At 72.8% G+C, this 25,804-nt stretch carries 23 protein-coding genes and 3 pseudogenes; 20 read left to right on the top strand and 6 right to left on the bottom strand.

The features are described from left to right. Positions 1-348 precede the first annotated feature (348 nt). The 4 genes from FHU28_RS27695 (at position 349) to FHU28_RS27680 (ending at position 5,118) form a co-directional block, all read left to right on the top strand. Positions 349-1,143: a ComEA family DNA-binding protein gene (locus FHU28_RS27695; RefSeq protein ID WP_184689980.1), complete on the top strand. Its 795-nt coding sequence runs from the start codon at positions 349-351 to the stop codon at positions 1,141-1,143. Further along, the gene (locus tag FHU28_RS27690; protein ID WP_184687513.1) at positions 1,140-3,554 is read left to right on the top strand and encodes a ComEC/Rec2 family competence protein; all 2,415 of its coding nucleotides are present in this window, start codon (positions 1,140-1,142) and stop codon (positions 3,552-3,554) included. Before FHU28_RS27695 ends, FHU28_RS27690 begins: the two co-directional genes overlap by 4 nt. 122 nt (positions 3,555-3,676) lie before the next feature. Next, positions 3,677-4,657, top strand: coding sequence for a DNA polymerase III subunit delta (gene holA, locus FHU28_RS27685; protein WP_184687511.1), 981 nt, complete (start codon positions 3,677-3,679; stop codon positions 4,655-4,657). Beyond that, positions 4,654-5,118, top strand: a complete 465-nt coding sequence (locus tag FHU28_RS27680; protein WP_184687509.1) for a hypothetical protein — start codon at positions 4,654-4,656, stop codon at positions 5,116-5,118. Before holA ends, FHU28_RS27680 begins: the two co-directional genes overlap by 4 nt. Before the next feature lie 219 nt (positions 5,119-5,337). Here the strand turns inward: FHU28_RS27680 and rpsT are convergent, their stop codons facing one another. Next, positions 5,338-5,604, bottom strand: coding sequence for a 30S ribosomal protein S20 (rpsT, locus tag FHU28_RS27675; protein ID WP_030503107.1), 267 nt, complete (start codon positions 5,602-5,604; stop codon positions 5,338-5,340). A gap of 282 nt (positions 5,605-5,886) precedes the next feature. Continuing rightward, the gene (locus tag FHU28_RS27670) at positions 5,887-6,891 is read right to left on the bottom strand and encodes a phosphotransferase family protein (protein WP_311773664.1); all 1,005 of its coding nucleotides are present in this window, start codon (positions 6,889-6,891) and stop codon (positions 5,887-5,889) included. 68 nt (positions 6,892-6,959) lie between these two features. Between FHU28_RS27670 and FHU28_RS27665 the strand changes: the two genes are divergently transcribed. From FHU28_RS27665 to FHU28_RS27635, 7 genes are all read left to right on the top strand, one after another. After that, positions 6,960-7,496, top strand: coding sequence for a DUF4240 domain-containing protein (locus FHU28_RS27665; protein WP_184687505.1), 537 nt, complete (start codon positions 6,960-6,962; stop codon positions 7,494-7,496). Between the two features lie 105 nt (positions 7,497-7,601). After that, positions 7,602-9,479: a translation elongation factor 4 gene (gene lepA / locus FHU28_RS27660; RefSeq protein ID WP_184687503.1), complete on the top strand. Its 1,878-nt coding sequence runs from the start codon at positions 7,602-7,604 to the stop codon at positions 9,477-9,479. Positions 9,480-9,700: 221 nt separating this feature from the next. After that, entirely contained in the window at positions 9,701-9,985 is a 285-nt protein-coding gene (locus FHU28_RS27655) for a GlsB/YeaQ/YmgE family stress response membrane protein (protein ID WP_184687501.1), read from the top strand. 255 nt (positions 9,986-10,240) lie between these two features. Next, entirely contained in the window at positions 10,241-10,525 is a 285-nt protein-coding gene (locus tag FHU28_RS27650; protein ID WP_013287983.1) for a GlsB/YeaQ/YmgE family stress response membrane protein, read from the top strand. 224 nt (positions 10,526-10,749) lie between these two features. Beyond that, positions 10,750-12,042 carry a sugar ABC transporter substrate-binding protein gene (locus FHU28_RS27645; protein WP_184687500.1) on the top strand — a complete coding sequence of 431 codons (1,293 nt, stop codon included), beginning with the start codon at positions 10,750-10,752 and terminating at the stop codon, positions 12,040-12,042. Next, positions 12,039-13,025 carry a carbohydrate ABC transporter permease gene (locus FHU28_RS27640; RefSeq protein WP_184687498.1) on the top strand — a complete coding sequence of 329 codons (987 nt, stop codon included), beginning with the start codon at positions 12,039-12,041 and terminating at the stop codon, positions 13,023-13,025. Before FHU28_RS27645 ends, FHU28_RS27640 begins: the two co-directional genes overlap by 4 nt. Then, a complete protein-coding gene (locus tag FHU28_RS27635; RefSeq protein WP_030503115.1) occupies positions 13,022-13,855 on the top strand; it encodes a carbohydrate ABC transporter permease in 834 nt (277 codons plus the stop codon). The genes FHU28_RS27640 and FHU28_RS27635 overlap by 4 nt, the downstream gene beginning before the upstream one ends. A gap of 12 nt (positions 13,856-13,867) precedes the next feature. Here FHU28_RS27635 and FHU28_RS27630 read toward each other — a convergent pair whose 3' ends face one another. Further along, positions 13,868-14,728, bottom strand: a complete 861-nt coding sequence (locus tag FHU28_RS27630) for a hypothetical protein (protein ID WP_030503116.1) — start codon at positions 14,726-14,728, stop codon at positions 13,868-13,870. 152 nt (positions 14,729-14,880) lie between these two features. Next, the gene (locus FHU28_RS27625) at positions 14,881-15,666 is read right to left on the bottom strand and encodes an enoyl-CoA hydratase-related protein (RefSeq protein ID WP_184687496.1); all 786 of its coding nucleotides are present in this window, start codon (positions 15,664-15,666) and stop codon (positions 14,881-14,883) included. A gap of 19 nt (positions 15,667-15,685) precedes the next feature. Between FHU28_RS27625 and hemW the strand changes: the two genes are divergently transcribed. Then, positions 15,686-16,909: a radical SAM family heme chaperone HemW gene (gene hemW / locus FHU28_RS27620; protein ID WP_184689978.1), complete on the top strand. Its 1,224-nt coding sequence runs from the start codon at positions 15,686-15,688 to the stop codon at positions 16,907-16,909. A 40-nt stretch (positions 16,910-16,949) separates the two neighbouring features. Here hemW and FHU28_RS27615 read toward each other — a convergent pair whose 3' ends face one another. Then, positions 16,950-17,606, bottom strand: coding sequence for a DUF4870 domain-containing protein (locus FHU28_RS27615; protein ID WP_184687494.1), 657 nt, complete (start codon positions 17,604-17,606; stop codon positions 16,950-16,952). Positions 17,607-17,837: 231 nt separating this feature from the next. Between FHU28_RS27615 and hrcA the strand changes: the two genes are divergently transcribed. The 3 genes from hrcA to FHU28_RS27600 all read left to right on the top strand — a co-directional run bounded on the left by hrcA (position 17,838) and on the right by FHU28_RS27600 (position 20,815). Continuing rightward, positions 17,838-18,860: a heat-inducible transcriptional repressor HrcA gene (gene hrcA, locus FHU28_RS27610; protein WP_184687492.1), complete on the top strand. Its 1,023-nt coding sequence runs from the start codon at positions 17,838-17,840 to the stop codon at positions 18,858-18,860. A gap of 73 nt (positions 18,861-18,933) precedes the next feature. Then, a complete protein-coding gene (dnaJ, locus tag FHU28_RS27605; RefSeq protein WP_184689976.1) occupies positions 18,934-20,079 on the top strand; it encodes a molecular chaperone DnaJ in 1,146 nt (381 codons plus the stop codon). A 1-nt stretch (position 20,080) separates the two neighbouring features. Beyond that, positions 20,081-20,815, top strand: coding sequence for a 16S rRNA (uracil(1498)-N(3))-methyltransferase (locus tag FHU28_RS27600; RefSeq protein WP_184687490.1), 735 nt, complete (start codon positions 20,081-20,083; stop codon positions 20,813-20,815). A 119-nt stretch (positions 20,816-20,934) separates the two neighbouring features. Here the strand turns inward: FHU28_RS27600 and FHU28_RS27595 are convergent, their stop codons facing one another. Beyond that, entirely contained in the window at positions 20,935-21,696 is a 762-nt protein-coding gene (locus tag FHU28_RS27595; protein WP_184687488.1) for an SDR family NAD(P)-dependent oxidoreductase, read from the bottom strand. Positions 21,697-21,789: 93 nt separating this feature from the next. Between FHU28_RS27595 and FHU28_RS27590 the strand changes: the two genes are divergently transcribed. The 5 genes and pseudogenes from FHU28_RS27590 to FHU28_RS32890 all read left to right on the top strand — a co-directional run. Next, the gene (locus FHU28_RS27590; RefSeq protein ID WP_073831842.1) at positions 21,790-22,134 is read left to right on the top strand and encodes a histidine triad nucleotide-binding protein; all 345 of its coding nucleotides are present in this window, start codon (positions 21,790-21,792) and stop codon (positions 22,132-22,134) included. Next, positions 22,131-23,507: a serine hydrolase domain-containing protein gene (locus tag FHU28_RS27585; protein WP_184687486.1), complete on the top strand. Its 1,377-nt coding sequence runs from the start codon at positions 22,131-22,133 to the stop codon at positions 23,505-23,507. Before FHU28_RS27590 ends, FHU28_RS27585 begins: the two co-directional genes overlap by 4 nt. A 134-nt stretch (positions 23,508-23,641) precedes the next feature. Further along, positions 23,642-24,337: pseudogene (locus FHU28_RS32900) on the top strand (PhoH family protein); the annotation flags it as partial. Continuing rightward, positions 24,326-25,144, top strand: a pseudogene (locus FHU28_RS33145) (LAGLIDADG family homing endonuclease); the annotation flags it as partial. The pseudogenes FHU28_RS32900 and FHU28_RS33145, both read left to right, overlap by 12 nt. 264 nt (positions 25,145-25,408) lie before the next feature. Continuing rightward, positions 25,409-25,771 (top strand): annotated as a pseudogene (locus FHU28_RS32890) (PhoH family protein); the annotation flags it as partial. Positions 25,772-25,804 lie beyond the last annotated feature (33 nt).

Here is a 25,804-nt window from a genome sequence, read left to right as displayed (position 1 = left end):
CACAGCCACGACTTGATCGGGTGTCTGCCCACAGTCCCCCTGTTGTCCACAGGTGAGCGCCAACCGGCCGATGCGGGACGAGCTGCCGCCGTAGCGTCCCGAGCCGTGCCAGACGACGAGGAGACGACGGTACGGCGGCGGCTCGCGCGGCTGTTCGGGTCCGCGGACGCCGCTGCCGTCCCGCCGATCCCCGCCGACCGCGCGGGCGAGCCCGACCGGGCGGCGGGATCCTCGCGGCGGCCCGGGCGCTCCCTGTCCGGGCCGGACCACGAGCCCAGGCCGGTCTTGCCGGGCCGGCTCGGTTCGGCTTTCGAGCCTGGGCCGGGTGAGGCCGAGCCGGGTCTCGGGCTGGGTCCCGGTTCCCCGGAGCGCGACGGCGGGCGGGAGCATCCGTTCGGCGCGAACCACTGGTCCGCCGAGCCGGACGCCGACGACGGCCCGCCCCACGATGCCCCGGTGGTCGCGCGCGGCCTGGCGTCCCGGCTGCCCGGGCCCGGGGCGTTCGACCCCGGCCGCCGGGGTGTGCGTGCGCTCGCGGCGGTGGCGGCAGTGGTGGTCGTGGTGGCCGCCGTCTGGGCCTGGCGCTCGCGTCCGAGCACCGAACCCGTCCAGCCGGTGACGGCGTCCTCCGAGGCGCCGGTGAGGGCCGCGAGCGAGGCGGCCACCGGGGTGCCCGCGTCAGCCGGCTCACCCGGTCAGGTGGTCGTCGCGGTGGCCGGGAAGGTCCGCCGCCCCGGCCTGGTCCGGCTACCGGCCGGGGCCCGGCTGGCCGACGCCGTCGAGGCGGCCGGCGGGGCGCTGCCCGGCGTCGACGTGGCGCTGCTCAACCCCGCCCGCAAGGTCACTGATGGCGAGCTGATCCTGGTCGGCGTGACCGCCCCACCGGGACCGGCGGCCGGGCCCGCCGCGGCGGGTGCCGGCGGTGCGCCGGGTGGTCCGCCGGCGCCGGCCGGGCCGGTCAACCTGAACACCGCGACGCTCGCCCAGCTCGACGCGCTGCCGGGCGTCGGCCCGGTGCTCGCCCAGCGGATCCTCGACCACCGGGACCAGCACGGCGGCTTCCGGTCCGTGTCCGACCTGCGCCAGGTCGACGGCATCGGCGACGCCAGGTACGAGCAGCTCAAGGAACTGGTGACGGTGTGAGCGGCCGGAGTGCCACTGCCTCGCCCGTCCTCGACGGTGGCCCTGCGCACGTCCGCGACGCGCCCGATCTGCGGCTGGCCGGGTCCGCGGTGGCCGCGTGGCTCGCCGCGCTGGCCGGGCTGCACCTCACCGTCCGGGCGACCGTGTGGATGGCCGCCGTCGCCGCCGCGCTCGCCCTTCTGGCGGGCCTGCGCCGCTGCGGCGTGCTCGGTCGGCCGGGGGAACCGGCCCGCCGTTACGGCTGGATCGCGGTCGCCGTGCTGCTCGGCGTCGTCTGCGGGGCGGCCGCCACCGGCGCCCGGCTCGCGATCCGCGACGCCACAGCGGTACGCGCGCTTGTGACCGAAGGTGCAGTGGTCACCGCCGATCTGGTGTTGCGCGACGATCCGCGTCCGGTACGCGGCGCCCCCGGCCGGCCACCGATGCTGCTGGTCCGAGTCGACCTGGTCCGCCTCACCGGAGGCGACGGCGCGCGGGTCACCGGCCCGGTACGCGCACTGGTGCTGGCCACCGACCCGGCCTGGCGGCCGCTGCTGCCGGGTCAGCGGGTCACCACCCAGGGGCGGCTGTCCGCCCCGCGCGGCGGTGACCTGACCGCCGCCGTGCTCTCCGCGGCCGACCCGCCCACGTTGCGCGGCAGCGCGTCCTGGCCCCAGCGGGCAGCCGGTGCGCTGCGATCAGGGCTCCAACGCGCCTGTGAGCCGCTGCCGGACGCGCCGGGCGGGCTGCTGCCCGGACTCGTGGTGGGGGACATCAGCCGGCTGCTGCCCGAGGTGGAGGACGACTTCCGGGCCACCGGGATGACGCACCTCAACGCGGTGTCCGGCTCCAACGTGGCGATCGTCGTCGGGGCCGTGCTGCTGCTGGCCCGCTGGGCTCGTGCCGGCCCGCGTACCGCCGCCACGCTGTGCGTGCTCGCCCTGGTCGGGTTCGTCATCCTGGTACGGCCCTCGCCGAGCGTGGTGCGCGCCGCCGCGATGGGTGCGATCGGGCTCGCCGCGCTGGCCGCCGGGCGGTCCCGGTCGGCGCTGCCCGCGCTCGCCGCGGCGGTCACCGGGCTGATCCTGTACGACCCGGACCTCGCGGGCGACCCGGGGTTCGCGTTGTCGGTCTGTGCCACCGGGGGACTGCTGCTACTCGCGCCGGGATGGCGGGACGCGCTGCGCCGCCGGGGCGTCCCGGCCGGGCTGGCCGAGGCGCTCGCCGTGCCGGCCGCCGCGCAGCTCGCCTGCGGCCCGGTGATCGCCGGACTGTCCGCGACGGTGAGCCTGGTGGCGGTGCCGGCGAACCTGCTGGCGGTGCCGGCCGTCGCGCCGGCCACTGTGCTCGGTGTGCTGGCGGCGGTGCTGTCGCCGGTGTGGCCGGGCGGTGCGGAGTTCCTGGCCTGGCTGGCGAGTTGGCCGGCGCGCTGGCTGGTGGCGGTCGCCGCGTACGGGGCGGACCTGCCGGCCGGGAACCTGCCCTGGGCGGGCGGCGTGGCCGGCGCCCTGCTGCTGGCGGCGGTGAGCGCGGCGCTGCTGCTCGCCTTCCGCCGACGCCGGGCCCGGCGGCTGATCGTGGTCGTCGCGGTGGCGGTCGTGCTGGGCGCGGTGCCGGTCCGGCTGCTGGCCTCCGGCTGGCCGCCGCGCGGCTGGGTGGTGGTGGCGTGCGCGGTGGGGCAGGGGGACGCGGTCGTGCTGCCGGTCGCGGCCGGCCGGGCCGTGGTGGTGGACGCCGGACCGGACCCGTCCGGCGTGGACGCCTGTCTGCGCCGCCTCCGCGTACGCGAGGTGTCGCTGCTGGTGGTCAGTCACTTCCACGTCGACCACATCGGCGGCGTGGCCGGGGTGTTCCGGGGCCGGCGGGTGGGCGCGGTGGTGGGTCCGTCCTGGTCCGAGCCGCCCTACGGCGCCGCCCAGGTCCGTGAGGCGGCCCGCCGGGCCGGTGCGCCGCTCGCTGCCGCCCAGGCGGGCTGGCGATGGCGGGCGGGAGCGGTGGACCTGGTCGCGATCGGGCCGCCATACCCGCTGCGGGGCAGCCGGTCGGATCCGAACAACAACTCGCTCGTCCTGACCGCCACCGTGGCCGGGGTACGGATCCTGCTCGCCGGTGACGCCGAGACGGAGGAGCAGCGGGCGATGCTGGAGACGATGCCGGCCGCCGCGATCCGGGCCGACGTGCTGAAGGTGGCCCACCACGGCTCGGCGTACCAGGATCCGGAGTTCATCGGCGCGGTGCGCCCGGCGGTGGCGCTGGTGTGCGTCGGCGTCGACAACGACTACGGGCATCCCAACGCCGGGCTGCTGGACCGGCTGACCCGGGGCGGCGCGCGGGTGCTGCGTACCGACACCGGCGGTGACCTGGCCGCTGTTCGCGTCGGCGCCGGCCTCGCCGTGGTGACGCGCGGCCCCGACCCGGTACGACAGCGGTGAGGTGGCGAATCTTGTTGGGATAGATGGTGGATCAAGGCAAATGTCTGGATTTGCGCTGAGTGCGGGCTGCGCCGTCACAGTCCTCGATGACCAGGTCCGATCGGGTCGGAGGGCGTGCGAGTATGGGCGACGTGACCCCCGCCGACCTGCCCCCTATTGTGCTCGTCCTCGGCGACGAGGAGCTGCTCGCCACGCGAGCGGTGACCGAAGCCGTCGCCCGGGCCCGCGAGGTGGACCCCGACGTGGACGTGCGGGAATACCAGGCCGGCACGCTGACCGTCGGCGAGATCGCCGAGATGCTCAGCCCGTCGCTGTTCGGCGGCCGCCGGGTGCTGGTGCTCCGCTCCGGTCAGGACGCCCGCAAGGACCTGTCCACCGCGCTGCTGGCGTACGCGAAGAATCCCGACCCGGACGTGCAGCTCGTGGTGCTGCACCTGGGCGGGGCCAAGGGCAAGGCGTTCGCCGACGGGCTGCGGGCGGCCGGCGCCACAGTGGTGCCGGCGATGAAGCTCAAGGGCGACCGGGAGCGGGCCGCCTTCGTGCGCGACGAGATCCGCCGCAACGGTGGCAAGTGCACGCCGGACGCGGCTGACGCCCTGGTCGCGGCGGTCGGGAACGACATGCGGGAGCTGGCCGCCGCCTGCTCGCAGCTGCTCGCCGACACGGACGGGCGGATCGGCGCGGACACGGTGGCCCGCTACTACCGGGGACGGGCCGAGGTGACCGGCTTCACGGTGGCCGACGCGACGATGGTCGGCGACGTGCCCGGCGCGCTGGAGGCGCTGCGGTGGGCGTTGCACGTCGGTGTCGATCCGGTGCCGATCGCCGACGCGCTGGCCGACGGCGTACGCACCGTGGCCCGGGTCGCAGCCGCCGGTCGGGGAAGCCCGTTTCAGCTGGCCAAGACGCTGGGCATGCCGGCCTGGAAGATCGAGAAGGCTCAGGTGCGTGCCCGGGGCTGGACGCCCGAGGGCCTGGTCGAGGCGATGCAGGTGGCCGCCGAGTGCAACGCGGCGGTCAAGGGCGGCGCCGACGACCGGGCGTACGCGCTGGAGCGAGCCGTGTTCGCGGTGGCCGCGGCCCGGCAGGGCGGCGCCCGGTGACCCGAGCGTGGTCGACGGTGGCCACGGACGAGGAGCGGTACCGCCCGCTCTACGCCCGGGTGCTGGGCCTGCGCTTCGTCAACCCGGGCGGGGTGCTCTGCTTCCTGTTCTTCGAGGGCGCGATGGCGCTCGCCGTGCTGCTCGCGCTCGCCGAACTGGTGAGCTGGTGGGCGGTGCTGGTGCTGCCGGTCGCGGTGGCCGCGATGGTCAAGCTCAACGACGTGGTCGCCGAGATGGTCGTCCGCACCGCGGCGCTGGTGCCCGAGCAGGAGCGGGACCGCTTCCGGCGGCAGATGGAGCCGGTGGTCGGCCGGGCCCGGGTGCCCGCGAGCGCCCGCGCGTTGCCGGGTGGCACGGCCCAGAGCGTTCGGTCGTTGCCGGGCGGCGCGACCACCGACTCCCGGGGCGTCCGCTACCACCATCCGCAACGCGCGACGTTCGACCGCCCGGGCGGGCGGTAGCTGCGCCTCCCGCCGCCAGGCCCTCCCACCGGTCAGCGGCAGCCGAAGATGCGCCCGCGATCACGACGCCACGTGCCGCGCCGTGCGGGGATCCTGGTACGGAACCGCCCATCCGAGGGCCCATTTCGTACCAGGATCCGCGGCGTGATCGGAGTGTGGACAGGCGGAAGCCCCAGGGCTCGATGGCCCCGGGGCTTCCCGTCGTATCTGCGGTGCCGGTCAGGCAGAGAACGAGGCGACGCGCTTGGCGATCGCCGACTTGCGGTTGGCCGCCTGGTTGGCGTGGATGACACCCTTGCTGGCAGCCTTGTCCAGCTTCCGGGTGGCCTCACGCATCAGCACGGTGGCCTTCTCGGCGTCGCCCGCCTCGGCAGCCTCGTGGAACTTCCGGATGGCGGTCTTCAGCGACGACTTGACCGACTTGTTACGCAGCCGGCGCTTCTCGTTCTGCCGGTTGCGCTTGATCTGGGACTTGATGTTCGCCACGCGACAGCCTCGTCTTGATAGCTCGGGTTGGTCTGCTTTCGCGCACGACGAGCATGCGTCACCGCCGCGCGAAAAGCCAGGCTACCAGGTCGGTCCCGGACGAGCCAAAACGCCTCCGGCCGGCCCACCCGCCCCCGCCCTCGCGCGCCGTCGCAGCCAGGGATCACGCGGCCTTCCAGGCAGGTTCAGCAGCACCACTTCGGGGAGGTGGTGTGGTCAGGGCCCGTGTGATGCCGCCACTTCCCCGTACTGGTGTGGATCAAAGGGCGGGGGGGAGAGAAATTAAGAGGGAAGTGCGGGGCGTGCCCAGGGCCAGCCTCGCCGCTCGGCCAGCCAGCCGAGCGCCTGCTCGCCGCTCCAGCGCTGGTGGGCGCGCAGGTGCGGGGACGCCGTCGACGGTCCGGCGGCGGCCCCGGTCAGGTAGTAGCCGGCCAGCGCGGCCAGCGTCACGTCCAGCGCGTCCCGGGGCGCGCCTGCTGCGGCCGGGTGTCCGGCGAACGCGGCGTCCGCGTCCAGGCCGCTGGCGTACGCGGTGAGCAGCAGCCCGGCCAGGTCGAACCAGCCCGGCCCGTGGCAGAGCCAGGGCCAGTCGCAGAGCCAGGCCCGCCCGTCGGAGTCGATCAGGAGGTTGTCCACCCGCAGGTCGCCGTGGGCCAGTCCGGGTGCGGCGTCGGCGTACCCGGGCAGGCGTGACTCCAGCGCCACCAGCTCGGCCAGCGGGGCGCCGGCCGCCGGCTCGGGCAGCGGCTCACGTCCGGCGGCCACCTCGCCCCACCAGAGGATGTCGTCGCGGGCCAGGTCCGCGAGCCGGGGGAGCGGGAGCGCGACCAGCTCCGCGGGCGGGTCGGCGAGGGCGGCGGCCACCTCGGCGTACGCGGCCAGGGCGGCGTCCAGCTCGGCCGGCGCCCAGGGCAGCCGGGGGGTGTGCCCGTCGATCGCGTCGAGCGCGAGCGCGTACCAGCCGGACTCGGTGAGCGCCCAGCGTGGCCGGGGCGCCGGCAGGCCGGCCGGGAGCCGGGCCAGGATCGCCGCCTCGTGGGCGTACCAGTCGACCAGGTGCCGCTGCCCGTCCAGCGCCGCCGCCTTGACGAACACGCGCGCACCGGCGGGACCTGTCAGTACGGCGGCGAAGCCGCTGGTGAACCCGCCGGCGGCCACCCGGACCGCCGCCGGTGAGCCGCCGAGCCGGGCGGCCAGCGCTTCCCGCAGCCCGGCCGGCAGGTCGGTCCAGCCCGGCCGCACGGCCGTGGACCCGTACGGAACCGGTGGAAGTGAGATCGCACGCACCCGCACCATGCTGCCGTACCGGAGCGCGCCGCCCCGGCGCGTCGGAGGGCTCTGCCAGACTGCCCACCATGAGGACCGACGAGTTCTGGCAGCTGATCGACGAGGCCCGCGCCGGGGCCGGGGGAGAGCCCGACGCGGTCGCCGCCCGGGCGGTCGCGCTGCTGGCCGAGCGCGACCCGGAGGAGATCGTCGGGTACGCCCACCACCAGCGGCGGGTGCTCGCCGCCTCCTACCAGGTCGACCTCTGGGGCGCGGCGTACCTGATCAACGGGGGCGCGTCCGACGACGGCTTCGAGTATTTCCGGGGCTGGCTGATGACCCAGGGCCGGGCGGTGTTCGCCAAGGCGGTCGGCGACCCGGACTCGCTCGCCGAGTTGCCGCAGGTCCGGGCGGCGGCGCTCAGCGGCGAGGAGTTCGAGTGCGAGCAGATGCTTGCGGTGCCGTGGGACGCGTACCGGAAGGCCACCGCGGCCGACCTGCCGGCCGAGCGTGACCCGGTGCCGGTGCCCGACCTGAACGACTTCTGGGACTTCGACGACGAGGAGGAGGCCCGCCGCCGGCTGCCGAGGCTGGCCGCGCTCTTCGTCGAGCCACCCGTGGAGTAGGACGGAGTAAAGGGGGAGTCCGGGCGCGCTCCGGGCGACGTGGGACCATGGAGGGGGCCGGCGGCGCGCCGGCCCGCTCACGTCAGCCGACCAGAACGGACCGCTGTGCCACCGACGCTCGATCCCGGCGCGAACGCTCCTGGTGCCACCGACCCGGCGCGCATCCGGAACTTCTGCATCATCGCCCACATCGACCACGGGAAGTCGACCCTGGCCGACCGGATGTTGCAGCTCACCGGTGTGGTCGACCCCCGGCACATGCGCGCGCAGTATCTGGACCGGATGGACATCGAGCGCGAGCGCGGCATCACCATCAAGAGCCAGGCCGTGCGGATGCCGTGGACGATCCGCGAGGGCGACCGGACCGGTGAGACAGCCGTGCTCAACATGATCGACACCCCGGGCCACGTGGACTTCACCTACGAGGTGTCCCGTTCGCTGGCCGCCTGCGAGGGCGCGATCCTGCTCGTCGACGCCGCGCAGGGCATCGAGGCGCAGACGCTCGCCAACCTCTACCTGGCGCTCGAGAACGACCTGCACATCATCCCGGTCCTCAACAAGATCGACCTGCCGGCCGCCCAGCCGGAGAAGTACGCCGAGGAGCTGGCGCACCTGATCGGCGGCGACCCGGCGGACTGCATCAGGGTCTCCGGTAAGACCGGTGAGGGCGTGCCCTACCTCCTGGACGAGATCGTCCGGCAGTTCGTGCCGCCGGTGGGCGAGGCCGAGTCCCCGGCCCGCGCGATGATCTTCGACTCGGTGTACGACGTCTACCGGGGCGTGGTCACGTACGTCCGGGTGATCGACGGCCGGATCTCGGCCCGGGACCGGATCAAGATGATGTCCACCGGCGCGGTCCACGAGCTGCTGGAGATCGGCGTCATCTCGCCGGAGATGGTCAAGGCCGACGCGCTCGGCGTCGGCGAGGTGGGCTACCTGATCACCGGCGTGAAGGACGTGCGCCAGTCCCGGGTCGGTGACACCGTCACCATCAACAACAACCCGGCCAAGGAGGCGCTCGGCGGTTACAAGGACCCGAAGCCGATGGTCTACTCGGGCCTCTATCCGATCGACGGCTCGGACTACCCGAACCTGCGCGAGGCGCTGGACAAGCTCAAGCTCAACGACGCAGCGCTGGTCTACGAGCCGGAGACCTCCGGCGCGCTGGGCTTCGGCTTCCGCTGCGGCTTCCTCGGCCTGCTGCACCTGGAGATCATCCGGGAGCGGCTGGAGCGGGAGTTCAACCTCGACCTGATCTCCACCGCGCCGAACGTGGTCTACCGGGCCATCCAGGAGGACGGCGAGGAGATCGTGGTCACCAACCCGAGCGAGTACCCGACCGGCAAGATCGCCGAGGTGTACGAGCCGACGGTGCGGGCGACAGTGCTGACCCCGAACGACTACGTCGGCGCGGTGATGGAGCTGTGTCAGGGCCGCCGGGGCAGCCTGCTCGGCATGGACTACCTTTCCGCCGACCGGGTGGAGCTGCGCTACACGCTGCCGCTGGCCGAGATCATTTACGACTTCTTCGACCAGCTCAAGAGCCGCACCAAGGGCTACGCCTCGCTCGACTACGAGCCCTCCGGCGAGCAGGCGTCGGACCTGGTGAAGGTGGACATCCTGCTGCACGGCGAGCCGGTCGACGCGTTCAGCGCGATCGTGCACAAGGACAAGGCGTACGCGTACGGCACGACGATCGCGGCGAAGCTGCGCTCGCTGATCCCGCGCCAGCAGTTCGAGGTGCCGATCCAGGCGGCGATCGGCAGCCGGGTGATCGCCCGGGAGACCATCCGCGCGATCCGCAAGGACGTGCTCGCCAAGTGCTACGGCGGTGACATCAGCCGTAAGCGCAAGCTGCTGGAGAAGCAGAAGGAGGGCAAGAAGCGGATGAAGATGGTGGGCCGGGTGGAGGTCCCCCAGGAGGCGTTCATCGCGGCGCTCTCGTCCGACTCCGGCGACGGCAAGCCCACCGGCAAGAAGTAACAGCCAAGGCTTCGTGACCGGCCGGCGTCCTCGTCCGAGGGCGCCGGCCGGTTCGCGTACCCAGGAAATTTTCAGCCGGTGGCAGCGCTCCCACCTGCAGGTTCGCGGTCGCGGGGGGAGCGGTGGTCGATGCCGCCGGTTTCGGTTTTCGATGCGTCGGGCACTTAGCGGTCACGACAGCAAACGCACAGAACGTGCGAAATCGCTTAGGAGGACCGACCGTGGAGTTCACCGTCTGGGGCATCGTCACCGCGCTGGTCGTGGGTCTGATCGTCGGCGCGCTGGGCCGGCTGGTCGTGCCGGGCCGGCAGAACATGCCGATGTGGCTGCACATGGTGATCGGCGTCGGCGCCGCCCTGCTGGGCACCGTCCTGGCCCGGGCGCTCGGCATCGCCACGCAGACCGCCGGCATCGACTGGGCCGAGCTGGCCGTGCAGGTCGTGCTCGCCGCCATCGCTGTGGCCCTGGTGGCCGGCGTCGGCCGCCGCCGCAGCGTCTCGCGGTAACTGACCCGCGCACGAACGCGCCTCGACGGGCGCCCGGCCACCTGGCCGGGCGCCCGTCGGCGCTTTCGGCATTGAACCCCGTCCGTGCGTCCCTGCCGCTCGCCGCGCCTGGTTTCGAGGAGAAACAGCAGTTCAGCGTACGTCTGAACAATTCGTCATCGGAGTCGGTTTGGATTTCCGGGCGGTCGGGAACTTAGCGATCACGACAGTAACCACACAAAAATGTGTGACCCGATCTTAAGGAGGAGGGCGACCATGGAGCTCACCGTTTGGGGCATCATCACGGCGCTGGTCGTTGGTCTGATCGTCGGCGCGCTGGGCCGGCTGGTCGTGCCGGGCCGTCAGAACATGCCGATTTGGCTGCACATGCTGATCGGTGTCGGCGCCGCGCTTCTGGGCACGATCGTGGCCCGGGCCTCCGGCTTCGCCGAGACCGCCGGTATCGACTGGCGCGAGCTGATGCTGCAGGTGCTCTTCGCTGCGATCGGCGTGGCCCTGGTGGCCGGCGTCGGCCGTCGCCGCGGCGTCTCGCGCTACTGACCCCGCACCACGCGCCTCGACGGGCGCCCGGCCTCACCGGCCGGGCGCCCGTCGGCGTTCGTGGGTCTCTGAACTGCCCGGACGGCATCGATGTTCGCCGGGCCCTCGGCTGCGATACGGTCGCCTCTGCCCTCCGTCGCGAACACCCCCTGTTGTAAAGGAAATTTTCCTACTAAGGTGCGGCGGAGAAGGTTAGTGCCAAACGGCCCTGAGGGAGATATGGCGTGAACAGGTGGAAGCGGCTGGCTCCGGTCACCGCCATCGTGGCGTCGGCCGCGTTGGTGCTGACCGCGTGCGGTGGCTCCGGCGACGACGACAAGGCCGCCGACAACAGCAAGCTCACTGTGTGGATGATGGGTGAGGGCGGCGACGCCCAGACCGCGTTCCTCGACGGCGTCGAGGCGGAGTTCAAGAAGAAGCACCCCGAGACCGACGTCGTGGTGCAGTACATCCCCTGGCTCGAGGCGCCGAAGAAGTTCCAGGCGGCGCTCGCCGGCGGGGAGGGCCCGGACGTCACCGAGCTCGGTAACACCGAGACCCAGGGCTGGGCCGCGCAGGAGGCCCTCGCCGACGTCACGGACAAGTTCAACGGCTGGTCCGAGGGCAAGGACATCCTGCCCGACCTGGTCAAGAACGCCCAGCTCGACGGCAAGCAGTACGGCGTGCCGTGGTACGCCGGCGTGCGCGCCGTCTACTACCGGACCGACTGGTTCGCCGAGGCCGGCGTCAAGCCGCCGACGAACTGGGACGAGATGGTCGCCGCCGCGAAGACCGTCCAGGCCAAGAAGCCCGGCACCTACGGCATCGCCCTGCCCGGCAACTCCGAGCTGCCGTTCTACTCCTTCCTCTGGAGTGCCGGCGCGGAGATCGCCACCAAGGAGGGCGACTCCTGGAAGTCCGGCTACAACACCCCCGAGGCGCAGAAGGCGGTCAAGTTCTGGACCGACCTGGTGACCGTGCACAAGGTCGCCCCGCCGGCCGCCGCCGGGTGGAACGAGGTCGACGCCCGTACCCAGTTCGCCACCGGCAAGGCCGCCATGGCGTTCGCCGGAAGCTGGCAGGGCGGCGCGATGAAGAAGGACAACCCGGACATCGAGAAGGTCTGGGGCACGTTCCCGATCCCCGGCCCGGACGGCAAGGCCGCCCCGGCGTTCGCCGGCGGCTCCGACATCGCCATCTGGAAGGACAGCGAGCGGCAGTCGCTGGCCTGGGACTACATGACAGTGCTGCTGAGCAAGCAGAAGGACCAGGAGTTCGCCGGCAGCCTCGGCTTCTTCCCGGTCTACAAGGACCTGGTCAGCGGCGGCAACTACGCCAACGACAAGGTGATGGCCGCGTTCGCCACGGCCATCCAGAACACCAAGCTGACCCCGCTCACCCCGAAGTGGGTCGAGGTCAGCCGGACCAAGACGGTGACCCAGGCGATGAACAGCTCGGTCATCAAGGGCCAGAAGACGGTCGAGAAGGCCACCGCCGACGCGGCCACCGAGATGGAAAGCATCCTCAACGCCAAGTGACCACGCTGACCGAGGCCACCGGCGAGGCCGCCGCGCGGGAGACCCCCGCGCGGCGGCGTCGTCGCCGGGTGGATCACCTTCCGTACGTTCTGCTCCTGCCCTGCCTGGCGATCATCGCCGTGCTGCTGCTCTGGCCGCTCGGCCAGGTCGTGTGGATGTCCTTCCACAAGCTGGACAGCGTCCGGCAGCTGCGCGGCGACCGCGAGTGGCCGTGGGTCGGCCTGGCCAACTACGCGCAGATCCTCGGCGACCCGTTCTTCCGTACGGTGCTGCGCAACACCGTGCTGTTCGCGGTCGCCAACGTGGCGCTCACGATGATCCTCGGCACCCTGGTCGGGCTGCTGCTCAACCGCCTGGGCAAGAAGATGGCCACGTTCGTGGCGAGCTGCGTGATGCTCGCCTGGGCCACCCCGGCGCTGACCGGCACCATCGTCTGGAAGTGGATCTTCGACGACACGAGCGGCCTGGTCACCTGGCTGTTCAACAAGCTCCCCGACGGGCTGTCCACGGCCCTGTTCGGGCGCAGCGACTGGACCGGGTACGGCTGGTTCAACGACCCGCTGATGTTCTTCGCCATCCTGACGCTCGTGGTGGTCTGGCACTCGTTCCCGTTCATCGCGGTGAGCGTGCTGGCCGGGCTCAAGAGCGTGCCGACGGAGTTGCAGGAGGCGGCCCGGGTCGACGGCGCCGGCCCGTGGAAGGTCTTCTGGTCGGTCACCTTCCCGATCCTGCGGCCGGTCTTCGGCATCCTCGTGGTGCTCTCCACGATCTGGGACTTCAAGGTCTTCACCCAGCAGTTCGTGCTGGCCGGCGGCACCCAGGACCGGTCGACGTTCATGCTGTCGATCTACTCGTACGCGGAGGCGTTCTCGCCGCCGCCCAAGTACGGCCTCGGCTCCGCCATCGCCGTGATCCTCACCGTGATCCTGCTCGTGGTGACCGGCCTGTACGTCCGCATGGTGCTGCGGCAGGAGGACGGATGATGAAGAAGATCGCCCTCAACGGCGCGGGCCTGCTGGTCGCGCTCTTCGCCGCGTTCCCGGTCTACTGGATGGTGGCGACGTCGCTGAAGCCCAACCGGGAGATCTTCTCGTCCACGCCCCGGCCGGTGCCGGCGGAGCCGACGCTGGAGCACTACCGGGAGATCCTCACCGGCAACCTGATCCCGGGCGTGACGTTCACCGACTTCTTCCTCAACAGCGCGCTTGTCGCGCTGGCGACGGTGCTGCTGAGCGGGCTGGTCGCGCTGCTCGCCGCGACAGCCGTGGCCCGGTTCCGGTTCAAGCTGCGCACCACGTTCCTGATCATGCTGCTGGTGGTGCAGATGATCCCGCTGGAGGCGCTGGTCATCCCGCTGTTCCTGATGATTCAGCGGCTCGGCCTCTACAACACGCTGCCCAGCCTGATCCTCACGTACCTCGGCTTCTCGCTGCCGTTCGCGGTCTGGATGCTGCGTGGCTTCGTCGCCGCGGTGCCGAAGGAACTGGAGGAGGCCGCCGCCATCGACGGGGCCAGCCGGGCCCAGACGTTCCGCAAGGTGCTGTTCCCGCTGGTCGCGCCCGGGCTGGTCGCCACCAGCATCTTCTCGTTCATCACCGCCTGGAACGAGCTGATCTTCGCGCTGACCTTCATCAACGACCAGCAGAAGTACACGCTGCCGGTGGCTATGACGTTCTTCTTCGGCCGGGACGACACCGCCTGGGGGTCGGTCATGGCCGCGTCCACGCTGTTCACCCTGCCGGTGATCATCTTCTTCCTGCTGGTGCAGCGCCGGATGGTCTCCGGCCTGGTCGCCGGAGCGGTGAAGGGCTGAGAGGGCGGCCGGTCAGGCCGCGGCGAACACCTCGGCGCGTACCTCGGTGGCCGGATCGCCCTTCACCCGGGCCCAGGAACCCTGCTCGGCCGTCCACTCCAGGTTGCCGAAGCGGACCTTCTTCACGCCGTGGTCGTCGGCGTGCGACACCAGCCAGTGCGCGTACCGCCAGCCGTTGCGGTCGTCGCCCGCCGGCACGGTGAGCGCGGTCAGGTCCGTCGCCGTGGCCAGCCGGGGCAGCCCCCAGTCCAGCGACAGGCTCTCCAGCACGGCGCTGGCGGCGGCCGGCCCGCGCATCGTCGGCGGCGAACTCACCGTGCAGGCCACCGCGCCGGTCGCGTGGCCGAGCAACGCGCGGGTCAGGACCTCCGACTCGTCGGCCCACTTCTCGTACGCCTCGGGGAAGGCCGACCGCTGCACCCGCTGGGCGGCGTCGGTGACCCGCATCCGCTCCCACCCCTTGACCTTCTTCAGCGCGGCGTAGAACTTGTTCGCCGCGTAGCGCGGGTCCTGGACCTGCTCCGGGGTGCCCCAGCCCTGGCTGGGTCGCTGCTGGAACAGGCCGAGCGAGTCGCGGTCACCGTGCGCGATGTTGCGCAGGTGCGACTCCTGGTACGCGGTCGCCAGCGCCACCACCACCGCCCGCTCGGGCATCCGGCGCTGCATCCCGATGGCCGCGATGGTCGCCGCGTTCGCCATCTGGTCGGCGCCGAGCACCACCTCGCCGTCGGCCTGCACCGTGCAGGTCCGGCTGGCCAGGGGGAGCCGCAGGTGCTCCCCGAACTGCTTGGTCACGACATAGACCGCGAGCAGAGCCAGTACGCACACCGCAACACCAGATGCCACGATCGCCGCTCGCGTCCGCACCCGCACCCCCTGTCCCGACAGTCCGACAAGCGTACGTCGGCCCCGCGCCCGCGCCTCTCGTCCGAGTGGCCGTCCCGTCGCCACGTGACCGGCCACGCCGTGCCGCCGGGCGGGGCCCGCCGCCACCGAAGGCGTCGAGGCGGGCCCCGCCGCGCACCTCAGTCCCCGGCGGGCACCCAGGCGGCGGGCCGCTTCTCCCGGAACGCCATGACGCCCTCACGTCCTTCGTCGGAGAGGAAGTACCCCGTGGACAGCGCCGCCAACTCGGCGATCTCGGCCCGCAGGTCCGTGGCGGCGGGCCGGCGCAGCAGCTCCTTCGCCCCGGCCAGCGCCCCCGGCGCGCCCTTGACGAGCGAGGCGCAGTAGCGCTCGACGGCGGCGTCCAGCTCGTCGGCCGGCACCGCGGCGGTGACCAGGCCGGCCTCGGCGGCGCGGCGGCCGTCGAACGTGTCGCCGGTCAGGTACAGCTCGGCGGCGGCCCGCTGGTCCAGCCGGGGCAGCACGGTCGCCGAGATCACCGCCGGGATCACCCCGATCCGTACCTCGGTGAACGCGAACGTCGCCTCCTGCGCGCAGACCGCCAGGTCGGCGGCGGCGATCAGGCCCAGCCCACCGGCCCGGGCCGGCCCGGCCACCTTGGCCAGCACCGGCTTCGGGCACTCCCGCACCGCGACCAGCACGTCGCCGAGCATTCCGGCGGGCACCGTGCCGCTGGCGTACGCCGCGGCGGTCTCCTTCAGGTCGGCGCCGGAACAGAAGACCGGGCCGGTGTGGTCGAGCACGATCGCGCGTACCGCGTCGTCGGCGACCGCGTCGGCCAGCCCGGCCAGCAGCTGGGTCATCAGGGGCGTGGAGAGCGCGTTGCGATTGTGCGGGCTGTCCAGGGTGAGGGTGGTCACCCCACGGGCCGTGGCGACTCGCACGAGAGCGTCCGGAGAGGTCATGCCGGGCACACTAGTGGCCATGCCCGGCGTCCTTCCAGAAGGCGAACCCGTCCCGCGCGACGGATCGCTGCCCGCCACCGCCCGTCGCACCGTCGGCGCGCGCGGGTTCGGCGTGTACGTGCACGTCCCGTTCTGCGCCTCCCGGTGCGGTTACTGCGACTTCAACACGTACACCGCCGCCGAGCTGGGCGGCGGGGCGAGCCGGGAGACGTACGCCGACTCCGTGCTGGCCGAGCTGGCGCTGGCCGCCCGGGTGCTGGGCGACTCGCCGCCGCAGCGGGTGGACACCGTCTTCGTCGGCGGCGGCACGCCGACCCTGCTGCCCGCCGACGACCTGGCCCGCATCCTGGACGGCATCGACCGCGTCTGGGGGCTGGCCGCCGACGCGGAGGTGACCACCGAGGCCAACCCCGAGTCGGTGACCCCGGAGTCGCTCAAGACGCTGCGGGCGGCCGGCTACACCCGGATCTCGCTGGGCATGCAGTCGGCCGCGCCCGGGGTGCTCGCGGTGCTCGACCGGCGGCACAGCGCAGGCCGGGCCACCGCCGCCGCGCTGGAGGCGCGCGACGCCGGGTTCGAGCACGTGAACCTGGACCTGATCTACGGCACGCCGGGGGAGACGGCCGAGGACTTCGCCGCCTCGCTGGCCCAGGTGGTCGACGCCGGGGTCGACCACGTCAGCGCGTACGCCCTGATCGTGGAGGACGGCACCCGGCTGGCCGCGCGGATGCGCCGGGGCGAGCTGCCGTACCCCTCCGACGACGTGGCGGCGGACCGCTACCTGGCCGCGGAGGCGGCGCTCGGCGCGGCCGGCTTCTCCTGGTACGAGGTGTCGAACTGGGCCCGCTCGGCGGCGGCCCGGTGCCGGCACAACCTGCTCTACTGGACCGGCGCCGACTGGTGGGGCCTGGGCCCGGGGGCGCACAGCCACGTCGGCGGCGTGCGCTGGTGGAACGTCAAGCACCCGAGCGCGTACGCGGCGCGGCTGGCCGAGGGCGTCTCACCGGCGCTGGCCCGGGAAGTGCTCAGCCCGGACGAACAGCACATGGAGGACGTGATGCTGCGGGTGCGGCTCGCCTCCGGCCTGCCACTGGACGTGCTGGACGAGCCCGGTCGGGCGGGCGCCGAGCGGGCCCGGGACGCCGGGCTGCTCGACGCCGGGGCGTACGCGCGGGGGCTCGTGGTGCTGACGCTGCGCGGACGGCTGCTGGCCGACGCGGTGGTCCGCGACCTGCTGCCGTGAGCGGCGCCGGCCGGCCGTCCCCCTCGGCCGGCCGACGGTGTCACTTGATGAAGTTGTAGGTCATCGGGTAGCGGTAGAGCACACCCTCGTTGGCCTTGATCCCGCCGATGATCCCGAAGATCAGCGGCACCAGCCAGACCAGCATCGGGATGAAGAACAGGATCCCGCAGGTGACGACCGTGATCACCCAGGCGAGCACGCTCGCGATGGTCCAGGTGATCTGGAAGTTCAGCGCCGCGACCGCGTGGGCGCGTACGGTCGGCGACTGCTGACCGCGGGTCATCATCGCGATCAGCGGGGCGACCCAGCCGAGCAGACCGCCACCGACGATGACGCCCGCGGCGCCACCGAAGTGCGCCACCAGGGCCCACGTCTTCTCGTCGTTGTTGGCGTACCCGGCCGGGCCGTAGCCGCTACCGCCGGGATAGCCGCCACCGGCGGGGTAGCCGGCGCCGTAGCCCGGCGTGCCGCCCGGCGGGGGGTAACCACCAGGGGGCGGGTAGTCGCCCGGCGGGGGTTGCCCGCCGGGAGGCGGGTAGCCGCCCGGGGGCGGATAGTCACCGGGCGGGGGATACCCGCCTGCGCCCGGCGCGCCGGACAGTGGAGCGGTGGGCGGCTCGCCGGAGCCGTAGGGCGCCGACGGGTCGGGCTGGGGGCCGGAGTCCCCTGCTCCGGGAGGGCGAGGAGGTTCAGTCATGACGTCACGGTAGGGCCACCGGGCAAGTGGCACCAGAGCGACACAGACCCAGCGTGACCGGCTGTTCGGCCGGGCGTACCGCGCGGTGTGGTGGGCCGCACCGCAGGTCCGTCAGGTGATCATCGCATCGGCGGGGGTGCCGACGTAGACTGGCACTCGCTACAGTCGAGTGCCAGCCGCCCGGCGGATGCCGCGTGCCGGCCCGGCCGAGGTGTGTCAGGAGGTGGGGACATGGGTCTCGACGACCGCAAACTCGCCGTGCTGCGCGCGATCGTCGAGGACTACGTCGCCACGCAGGAACCGGTGGGCAGCAAGGCCCTGGTCGAGCGGCACCAGCTCGGCGTCTCCCCGGCGACAGTGCGCAACGACATGGCGGTGCTGGAGGAGGAGGGCTACATCCGGCAGCCGCACACGAGCGCCGGCCGGGTGCCCACGGACCGCGGCTACCGCCTCTTCGTGGACCGGCTCTCCCGGGTCAAGCCGCTCAGCCCGGCCGAGCGGCGGGCCATCGAGCGCTTCCTGGTCGGCGCGGTCGACCTCGACGACGTGGTGCACCGCACGGTCCGGCTGCTCGCCCAGCTCACCCGGCAGGTCGCCGTGGTGCAGTACCCGAGCCTGGCCCGGTCCAAGGTGCGTCACCTGGAACTGGTGCCGATCTCCACCACCCGGCTGATGGTCGTCATGATCGCCGACACCGGCCGGGTCGAGCAGCGGCTCGTCGAGCTGCCCGCCCCGGTTCCCGCCGACGACGTGACCGACCTGCGCCGGCTGGTGAACGAGAAGCTTGTCGGCAGCCAGCTCTCCGAGACGCCGCCGCTGGTGCAGGCCCTGGTGGAAGAGTCCGCGCCGCATCTGCGCCCGGCCATGACCACGCTCTCCACGGTGCTGCTGGAGACGCTCGTGGAACGGCACGAGGAGCGCCTCGCGCTGGCCGGGCAGGCCAACCTCACCCGGGGCGGCCTGCTCGACTTCCAGGGCTCGCTGCGGCCGATCCTGGAAGCGCTCGAAGAAGAGGTCGTGCTGCTCAAACTGATCGGCGAGACGGAGCCGAGCACCACCCGCGTGCTGATCGGCGACGAGAACGAGTTCGACAACCTGCGGGCCGCCTCGGTGGTCAGCACCGGCTACGGACCGGGCAGCACGATCGTCGGTGGGCTCGGCGTGCTCGGGCCGACCCGGATGGACTACCCCGGCAATATCGCCATGGTGAGGGCCGTGGCACGCTACGTGGGCGAACTGCTGGCCCAGAACTGACCAGTCAGGGCCGACGGCCGGTTGCGGCCGACGACCGGAGCGACGCGAGACGAACATGAGGACACCTAACGCAGTGGCCAGGGACTACTACGGCATTCTCGGTGTGAATCGGGACGCCTCCGACGACGAGATCAAGCGCGCCTACCGCAAGCTGGCGCGGCAGTACCACCCGGACGTCAATCCGGACCCGGAGGCCCAGGAGAAGTTCAAGGACATCAACGCCGCGTACGAGGTCCTCTCGGACGACCGGAAACGGCAGATCGTCGACCTCGGCGGCGACCCGCTCGCCCCCGGCGGCGGTGGCATGGGCGGCCCGGGCGGGCCCGGCGGCGCCGGTCCGTTCGTCGGCTTCCAGGACATCATGGACGCGTTCTTCGGCGGCGCGGCGGGCGGCAGCCGGGGTCCCCGGCCGCGCACCCGGCCCGGCGCGGACGCGATCCTGCGCCTGGAACTGGACCTCAACGAGACCGCGTTCGGCGTCGAGGCGCCGATCACCGTCGACACCGCGGTGCTCTGCACCACCTGTTCCGGCGCCGGCACCGCCGCCGGCACCCACCTGGCCACCTGCGAGGCGTGCGGCGGCCGGGGCGAGGTGCAGTCGGTGCAGCGCACGTTCCTCGGCCAGGTGGTCTCCGCCCGGCCGTGCACCGTCTGCCAGGGCTACGGCACCACCATCCCGCACCCCTGCCCGACCTGCGCCGGTGAGGGCCGGGTGCGTACCCGCCGCTCGCTGACCGTCAAGATCCCGGCCGGCGTCGAGGACGGCATGCGGATCCGCCTCGCCCAGCAGGGTGAGGTCGGCCCGGGCGGCGGCACCGCCGGCGACCTCTACGTGGAGATCCACGAGCGGCCGCACGACGTCTACTCCCGCAAGGGCGACGACCTGCACTGCCGGGTCACCGTGCCGATGACCGCCGCCGCGCTCGGCACCCGGCTGACCATCAAGACGCTCGACAGCGAGGAAGCTGTCGACGTCAAGCCCGGCACCCAGCCCGGCAGCACGCTGCGGCTGCGCGCCCGGGGCGTACCGCACCTGCGCGGCACCGGCCGGGGCGACCTCTACGTGCACCTGGACGTGCGTACCCCGACCAAGCTCGACGCCGACCAGGAGCGGATGCTGCGCGACTTCGCCAAGACCCGCGGCGAGGAGGTCGCCGAGCTGAGCAAGCAGGGCGGCTTCTTCTCCCGGATGCGCGACGCCTTCAACGGGCACGCCTGAGGTGTCCGCCCCGCTGTTCCTGGTCGATGCGCTGCCCACCGGTGACGCGCTGACGCTGGACGGCCCGGAGGGCCATCACGCGGCCACCGTGCAGCGGCTGCGCGTCGGTGAGGAATTGCTGCTCGCCGACGGCCGGGGCGGCACCGCCGCCGCGGTGGTCACCGCCGTCGGCCGGGGCACGCTCGACCTGCGCGTCACCAGCCGGGGGTACGCGGACGCGCCCGTCCCCCGGCTGGTCGTGGTGCAGGGCATCGCCAAGGGCGACCGGGGCGAACTCGCCGTGCAGGCGATGACCGAGGTCGGGGTGGACGAGATCGTGCCCTGGGCGGCTTCCCGCTCGGTGGCGCAGTGGCGCGGTGACCGGGGCGTACGGGCCCGCCAGAAGTGGGTGGCCACCGCCCGGGAGGCCGCCAAGCAGGCCCGCCGCCCGTGGCTGCCGGTGGTGGCCGGCGCCCCGGACGAGTCCACCGCGACGGTGGCCTGCCGGATCGCCGGCGCGGCCGCCGCGTTCGTGCTGCACGAGGGCGCGCAGGACCGGCTGACCACAGTCGACCTGCCGACGGCCGGGGAGATCGTCCTGGTGGTGGGCCCGGAGGGCGGCATCGCCGACCACGAACTGGCCACCTTCGCCGAGGCGGGCGCCCGCACGGTCCGCCTGGGCCCGTCGGTGCTGCGCACGTCCACAGCAGGCGTGGCCGCCCTCACAGTCCTGGCCACCCGCCTGACCCACTGGTAACCCGCGCCCCGCGCCCTTTCCTGCGCGCCGATCTTGCAGTTTCGGCCCGCGTTGCGTCCCTTTTGTGGTGCTTCACCGGGGCCGAAAGTGCAAGATCGCGGGGGTGAGGGAGGGGCGGGTCAGGAGCGGAGGTAGGAGGCGCCGTTCAGGTCGATGATGGTGCCTGACGCCCACTCGGCCTCGGGGCTCGCCAGCCAGTGCACCGCTGCGGCGATCTCCTCCGGCCGCGCCACCCGGTGGAACGGGGACTGTGCGCGTACCGCCTCGCCCCGCTCGCTCTTCAAATGCTCGTTGGTCATGTCGGTCTCGACGAAGCCGGGCGCCACGCACGCCACGGCGATGCCGTACGGGGCCAGGGCCACCGCGAGCGACTGGGCCATCGCGTTCATCCCGGCCTTGCTGGCCCCGTACGCCGGGTTGGCCGGCTCGCCCCGGAACGCGCCCCGGGACGAGACGTTGACGATCCGGCCCCCGCGTTCCCGCATGTGCTGCGCTGCGCACCAGGCCGCGTTCGCCGCGCCGACCAGGTTGGTGTCGAGCACCTCCTGCCACCGCGCCCGCCACTGCTCGTAGCTGCTCTCGAAGACCGGGTGCGGGGGATCGGCCGGCCCGAACACGCCGGCGTTGTTGACAAGCACGTCGAGGCCGCCGAGCCGCTGGGCCGCCTCGTCCACCATGGCGCGTACGGCGTCGGGGTCGGCCAGGTCGGCGCGGACCACGACGTGCCCGTCGCCCGGCAGTTCGGCGCGCAGCCGCTCCGCCAGCTCGGCCGAGTCCCGGTGGTGGATCGCCACCCGGTCTCCACTTGCGGCGAACGCCCGCGCCACCGCCCGCCCGATGCCCCGCGAGGCCCCCGTCACCAGCACTGCCCGTCCCGACATGGCGGCCATCCTGCCGCACCGGCCCGGGGTGTTGAGAAGGGCCCCTTCGCATACCGGAGGCGTTAAGCGGGGGCCCCTCCTTACACTGCTGCGATGGACTGCCTGTTCTGCCGGATCGTCGCCGGGGAGATCCCGGCCACCATCGTCCGCGAGACCGCCACCACCCTCGCCTTCCGGGACATCGACCCGAAGGCGCCCACCCACGTGCTGGTGATCCCGAAGGAGCACTACGTGGACGTGGCCACGCTGGCCCAGGGCGCGCCCGAGCTGGCCGGTGAGGTGCTCCAGACCGCCGCCGTGGTGGCTGAGGAGGAGGGCCTGACCGTCGACGGGTTCCGGCTCATGTTCAACACCGGGCCGTACGGCGGCCAGGAGGTCTTCCACGTGCACGCCCACCTGCTCGGCGGTGCGCCGCTCGGACCGATGCTCTGCCGATGACCGACGTCCCGGACCGGCTCGGCCGGATGGTGCGCCAGGCGCAGGCCACCGGGCGCATCCCGGCGGTGTCGGCCGCCCTGCACCGCGCCGACCGGCCGCTCTGGACCTGCGCCGTGGGCGACACCGGCAACGACACCGCGCTCGGGCCGGAGACGGTGTTCCGGATCGGCTCGGTCACCAAGACCTTCACGGCGGCGCTGGTCATGCAGTGCCGAGACGACGGCCTGCTCGACCTGGACGACCCGGTCGGGCGGCACCTCGACCTGCCCGCGCACGGCGAGCTGACCGTACGCCGGCTGCTGTCGCACACCGCCGGCCTGCAACGCGAGCCCCACGGCGACGTGTGGGACAGCCTGCGCGCCCCGGCCGTCGAGGAGTTGCTGGCCGACCTGGCCCGGGTCGAGCGGGTGCTGCCCACCGGGCGGCGCTTCCACTACTCCAACCTCGGCATGGCGCTGCTGGGCGAGATGGCCGCCCGGCTCCGGGGCGGCACCTGGGCCGAGGTGCTGGCCGACCGGGTCCTCGCCCCGCTCGGGCTGACCGCCACCTACACGCACCCGACCGGGCGTGCCGCGACCGGGTTCCTGGTCGACGCGTACTCCGACGAGGCCCGCCCGGAGCCACCCGCCGACTTCGGCGCGGTGGCGCCGGCCGCGCAGCTGTGGAGCACCGCGCCGGACATGGCCCGCTGGGCCGCGTTCCTGGCCGACCCGGCGGCGCTCGACCCGGACGGCACGGTGCTCGCCGCGGCCACCGTCGAGGAGATGCGCTGGCCGCTGACCACCACCGACGAGTCGCTCTGGGCGGCCGGCTTCGGTCTCGGGCTGATCCTGGTTCCGCAGCCGGAGCGGGTGACCCACGTGGGGCACGACGGCGCGATGCCCGGATTCCTGGCCGCCGTCTACGGGCGGCGCGGCGGGCAGGGCACCGCCGCGGCGATGGGCGCCGCGGTGCTCGGCTCGTCCGGCACCGGCGTGGAGGTGTTCGACCTGGTGCACCGGCTGCTCGCCGCCGCCGCCGAGCACGACCCGGCGGAGATCGAGCCGTGGCGTCCCGGCCCGCCCGCCCCGGCGCACCTGCGCGGCATGCTGGGCCGCTGGTGGGGCGAGGGTTTCGAGTACGTCTTCTCCTGGCACGACGGGACCCTGCGGGCCCGGGGCGCGGACGACCCGGCCGGGAAGCCACCCGCGGTGTTCGCGCCGCTGCCGGACCGGCCGGACGTGTTCCGCACGGTCTCCGGACGCGAGGTGGGGGAGCTGCTGCGGCTGACGCGCGACGAGCGCGGCGTGGTGGTCCGGATGCACTGGGCCACCTACCGCTTCACCCGCCGCCAGGAGACCTTCGACGGGTACGACTTCCGCGTCGGTGACTGATCGGCGAGCGCCGGAAATGGGCGCGGTGTGCGCGGTGCCGACCCGATACGATGGGAGGTAACCGTACGCCGCGCCAGCAGGGCCCGGCACCGAGAAGCGGAGAGCAGGTGGCGCAGGGCCCGCGGGCCCGACCTATGACCGGCACCCCACCTCCCGGCACGCCGCGCGTGCAGACCAGGATCACGGTCCCCGACCAGAAGATCATGGTGAACCTGCTCGGCGCGGGCGACGAGATCCTGCGACTCGTCGAACGCTCGGTCAACAGCGACGTCCACGTGCGCGGCAACGAGATCACCATCACCGGCGCGCCCGCCGACAACGCCCTCGCCGAGCGTCTCTTCAGTGAACTCCTCGAACTGATCGAGAAAGGCGAGACCCTGACCACAGACGCCGTACGGCGTACCGTCGGCATGCTCGAGCAGGGCGGCGCCGAGCGGCCCGCCGAGGTTCTGACGCTCAACATCCTCTCCCGGCGCGGCCGCACCATCCGTCCCAAGACGCTCGGGCAGAAGAAGTACGTCGACGCGATCGACGCGCACACCATCGTCTTCGGCATCGGCCCGGCCGGTACCGGCAAGACCTACCTGGCCATGGCGAAGGCCGTGCAGGCGCTCCAGGCCAAGCAGGTCAACCGGATCATCCTGACCCGGCCGGCGGTCGAGGCGGGGGAGCGGCTCGGCTTCCTGCCCGGCACCCTGAACGAGAAGATCGACCCCTACCTGCGCCCGCTCTACGACGCGCTGCACGACATGCTCGACCCGGAGACCATCCCGAAGCTGATGGCCGCCGGGACGATCGAGGTCGCGCCGCTGGCATACATGCGCGGGCGGGCCCAGCCGTACGACGCCCGGGTGCTGACCCCGGAGGGCTTCCGGCCGTTCGGCTCGCTCCAGGTCGGCGACCTGGTCATCGGCTCGGACGGGACGCCCACGCCGGTGATCGGCATCTACCCCCAGGGGCCGAAGCAGACCTACCGGGTCACCACGCAGGACGGCGCGTCCACGCTCTGCTGCGGCGAGCACCTGTGGACCGTCGCCACGCCGGACGACAAGCGGCGTGGGCGCCGGCGCACGATCGAGACGCAGGAGATGATCGGCAAGGAGTGGCGAGGCCACACCCGTCGCTACGAACTCCCGCTCGTCGCGCCGGTGCAGATGGAGCCGCGGGCGGTTCCGCTCGACCCGTACGCGCTCGGGCTGCTGCTCGGCGACGGCGCGATCTCGTCCCGCGCCACGCCGGCCTTCTGCACCGCCGACCCGGAGCTGGCGACCGCGCTGGAGGAGGCGCTCGTCGACATCCAACTGGTCCGCAAGGGTGACTACGACTACGTCCTCCGGCACGTCAACGGGCACCGCGGCGGCGTGATCGTGGCGAACCCGGTGACGGTGGCCGTCCGCGAACTGGGGCTGGCCGGGGCCACCTCGGCCACGAAGTTCGTCCCCGAGGTCTACAAGAACAACAGCGTCGGCGTCCGGCTGGCGGTCCTGCAAGGGCTGCTGGACACCGACGGCGGGCCGGTCACCCAGGCCGGGCGCACGTGCCGTGTGCAGTACTCGACCACTTCCCCCCGCTTGTGCGACGACGTGGTCCACCTGGTCGAGTCGCTCGGAGGGGTGGCCACGGCGCGGGTTCGTCCGGCCGAGGGACGCAAGCCCGGCCTGGCGAAGGGCCGGCCGGTTCCGTACCGGTCCGACGCCTACGTGGTGGAGATCCGGCTACCCGCCGGTGTCGCGCCGTTCCGCCTTTCGCGTAAGCGCCGGCTCTACGACGAGCGCGGCGGTGGCCGGCCGATGCGGTTCATCGACTCAATCGTCCCGACCGGGGTGCGGGAGACGATGTGCATCCAGGTCGCGGCGGAGGACTCGCTCTACGTCACCGACGACTTCCTGTTGACCCACAACACCCTCAACGACGCGTTCATCATCCTGGACGAGGCGCAGAACACCACGCCCGAGCAGATGAAGATGTTCCTCACCCGGCTCGGCTTCGGCTCCAAGATCGTCGTCACCGGTGACGTCACCCAGGTGGACCTTCCCGGCGGGACGACGAGCGGCCTGCGGGTGGTCCGGGAGATCCTGAACAACGTCGAGGACGTGCACTTCGCCCAGCTCTCCAGCTCCGACGTGGTCCGCCACAAGCTGGTGGGTGAGATCGTCGACGCGTACGCCCGCTGGGACGCCGAGCGGGAGAACCAGCAGGCCCAGAGCGTGCACGCCGTACCCGGGCGGACCGCCCAGGGCGGCCGGGCCGGCCGGCGCCGCTGACCACCGGCGGAAGCCGTAACACCACCAGAGGAA

Origin of the sequence: Micromonospora echinospora, assembly GCF_014203425.1 — a bacterium.
Classification (GTDB): domain Bacteria; phylum Actinomycetota; class Actinomycetes; order Mycobacteriales; family Micromonosporaceae; genus Micromonospora; species Micromonospora echinospora_A.
Note: the sequence above shows the minus strand (reverse complement) of the source record. Positions and strands in the feature narration are given on the sequence as shown.

What these genes read in the sequence shown, in the direction of transcription:
- FHU28_RS27665 (WP_184687505.1), top strand. Translation starts at nt 6,960, where the DNA reads ATGAGGACCGACGAGTTCTGGCAGCTGATCGACGAGGCCCGCGCCGGG.
- FHU28_RS27585 (WP_184687486.1), top strand. Translation starts at nt 22,131, where the DNA reads ATGACCGACGTCCCGGACCGGCTCGGCCGGATGGTGCGCCAGGCGCAG.
- FHU28_RS27590 (WP_073831842.1), top strand. Translation starts at nt 21,790, where the DNA reads ATGGACTGCCTGTTCTGCCGGATCGTCGCCGGGGAGATCCCGGCCACC.
- FHU28_RS27635 (WP_030503115.1), top strand. Translation starts at nt 13,022, where the DNA reads ATGATGAAGAAGATCGCCCTCAACGGCGCGGGCCTGCTGGTCGCGCTC.
- holA (WP_184687511.1), top strand. Translation starts at nt 3,677, where the DNA reads ATGGGCGACGTGACCCCCGCCGACCTGCCCCCTATTGTGCTCGTCCTC.
- hemW (WP_184689978.1), top strand. Translation starts at nt 15,686, where the DNA reads ATGCCCGGCGTCCTTCCAGAAGGCGAACCCGTCCCGCGCGACGGATCG.
- FHU28_RS27650 (WP_013287983.1), top strand. Translation starts at nt 10,241, where the DNA reads ATGGAGCTCACCGTTTGGGGCATCATCACGGCGCTGGTCGTTGGTCTG.
- FHU28_RS27625 (WP_184687496.1), bottom strand. Translation starts at nt 15,666, where the DNA reads ATGACCTCTCCGGACGCTCTCGTGCGAGTCGCCACGGCCCGTGGGGTG.
- hrcA (WP_184687492.1), top strand. Translation starts at nt 17,838, where the DNA reads ATGGGTCTCGACGACCGCAAACTCGCCGTGCTGCGCGCGATCGTCGAG.
- FHU28_RS27595 (WP_184687488.1), bottom strand. Translation starts at nt 21,696, where the DNA reads ATGTCGGGACGGGCAGTGCTGGTGACGGGGGCCTCGCGGGGCATCGGG.
- FHU28_RS27615 (WP_184687494.1), bottom strand. Translation starts at nt 17,606, where the DNA reads ATGACTGAACCTCCTCGCCCTCCCGGAGCAGGGGACTCCGGCCCCCAG.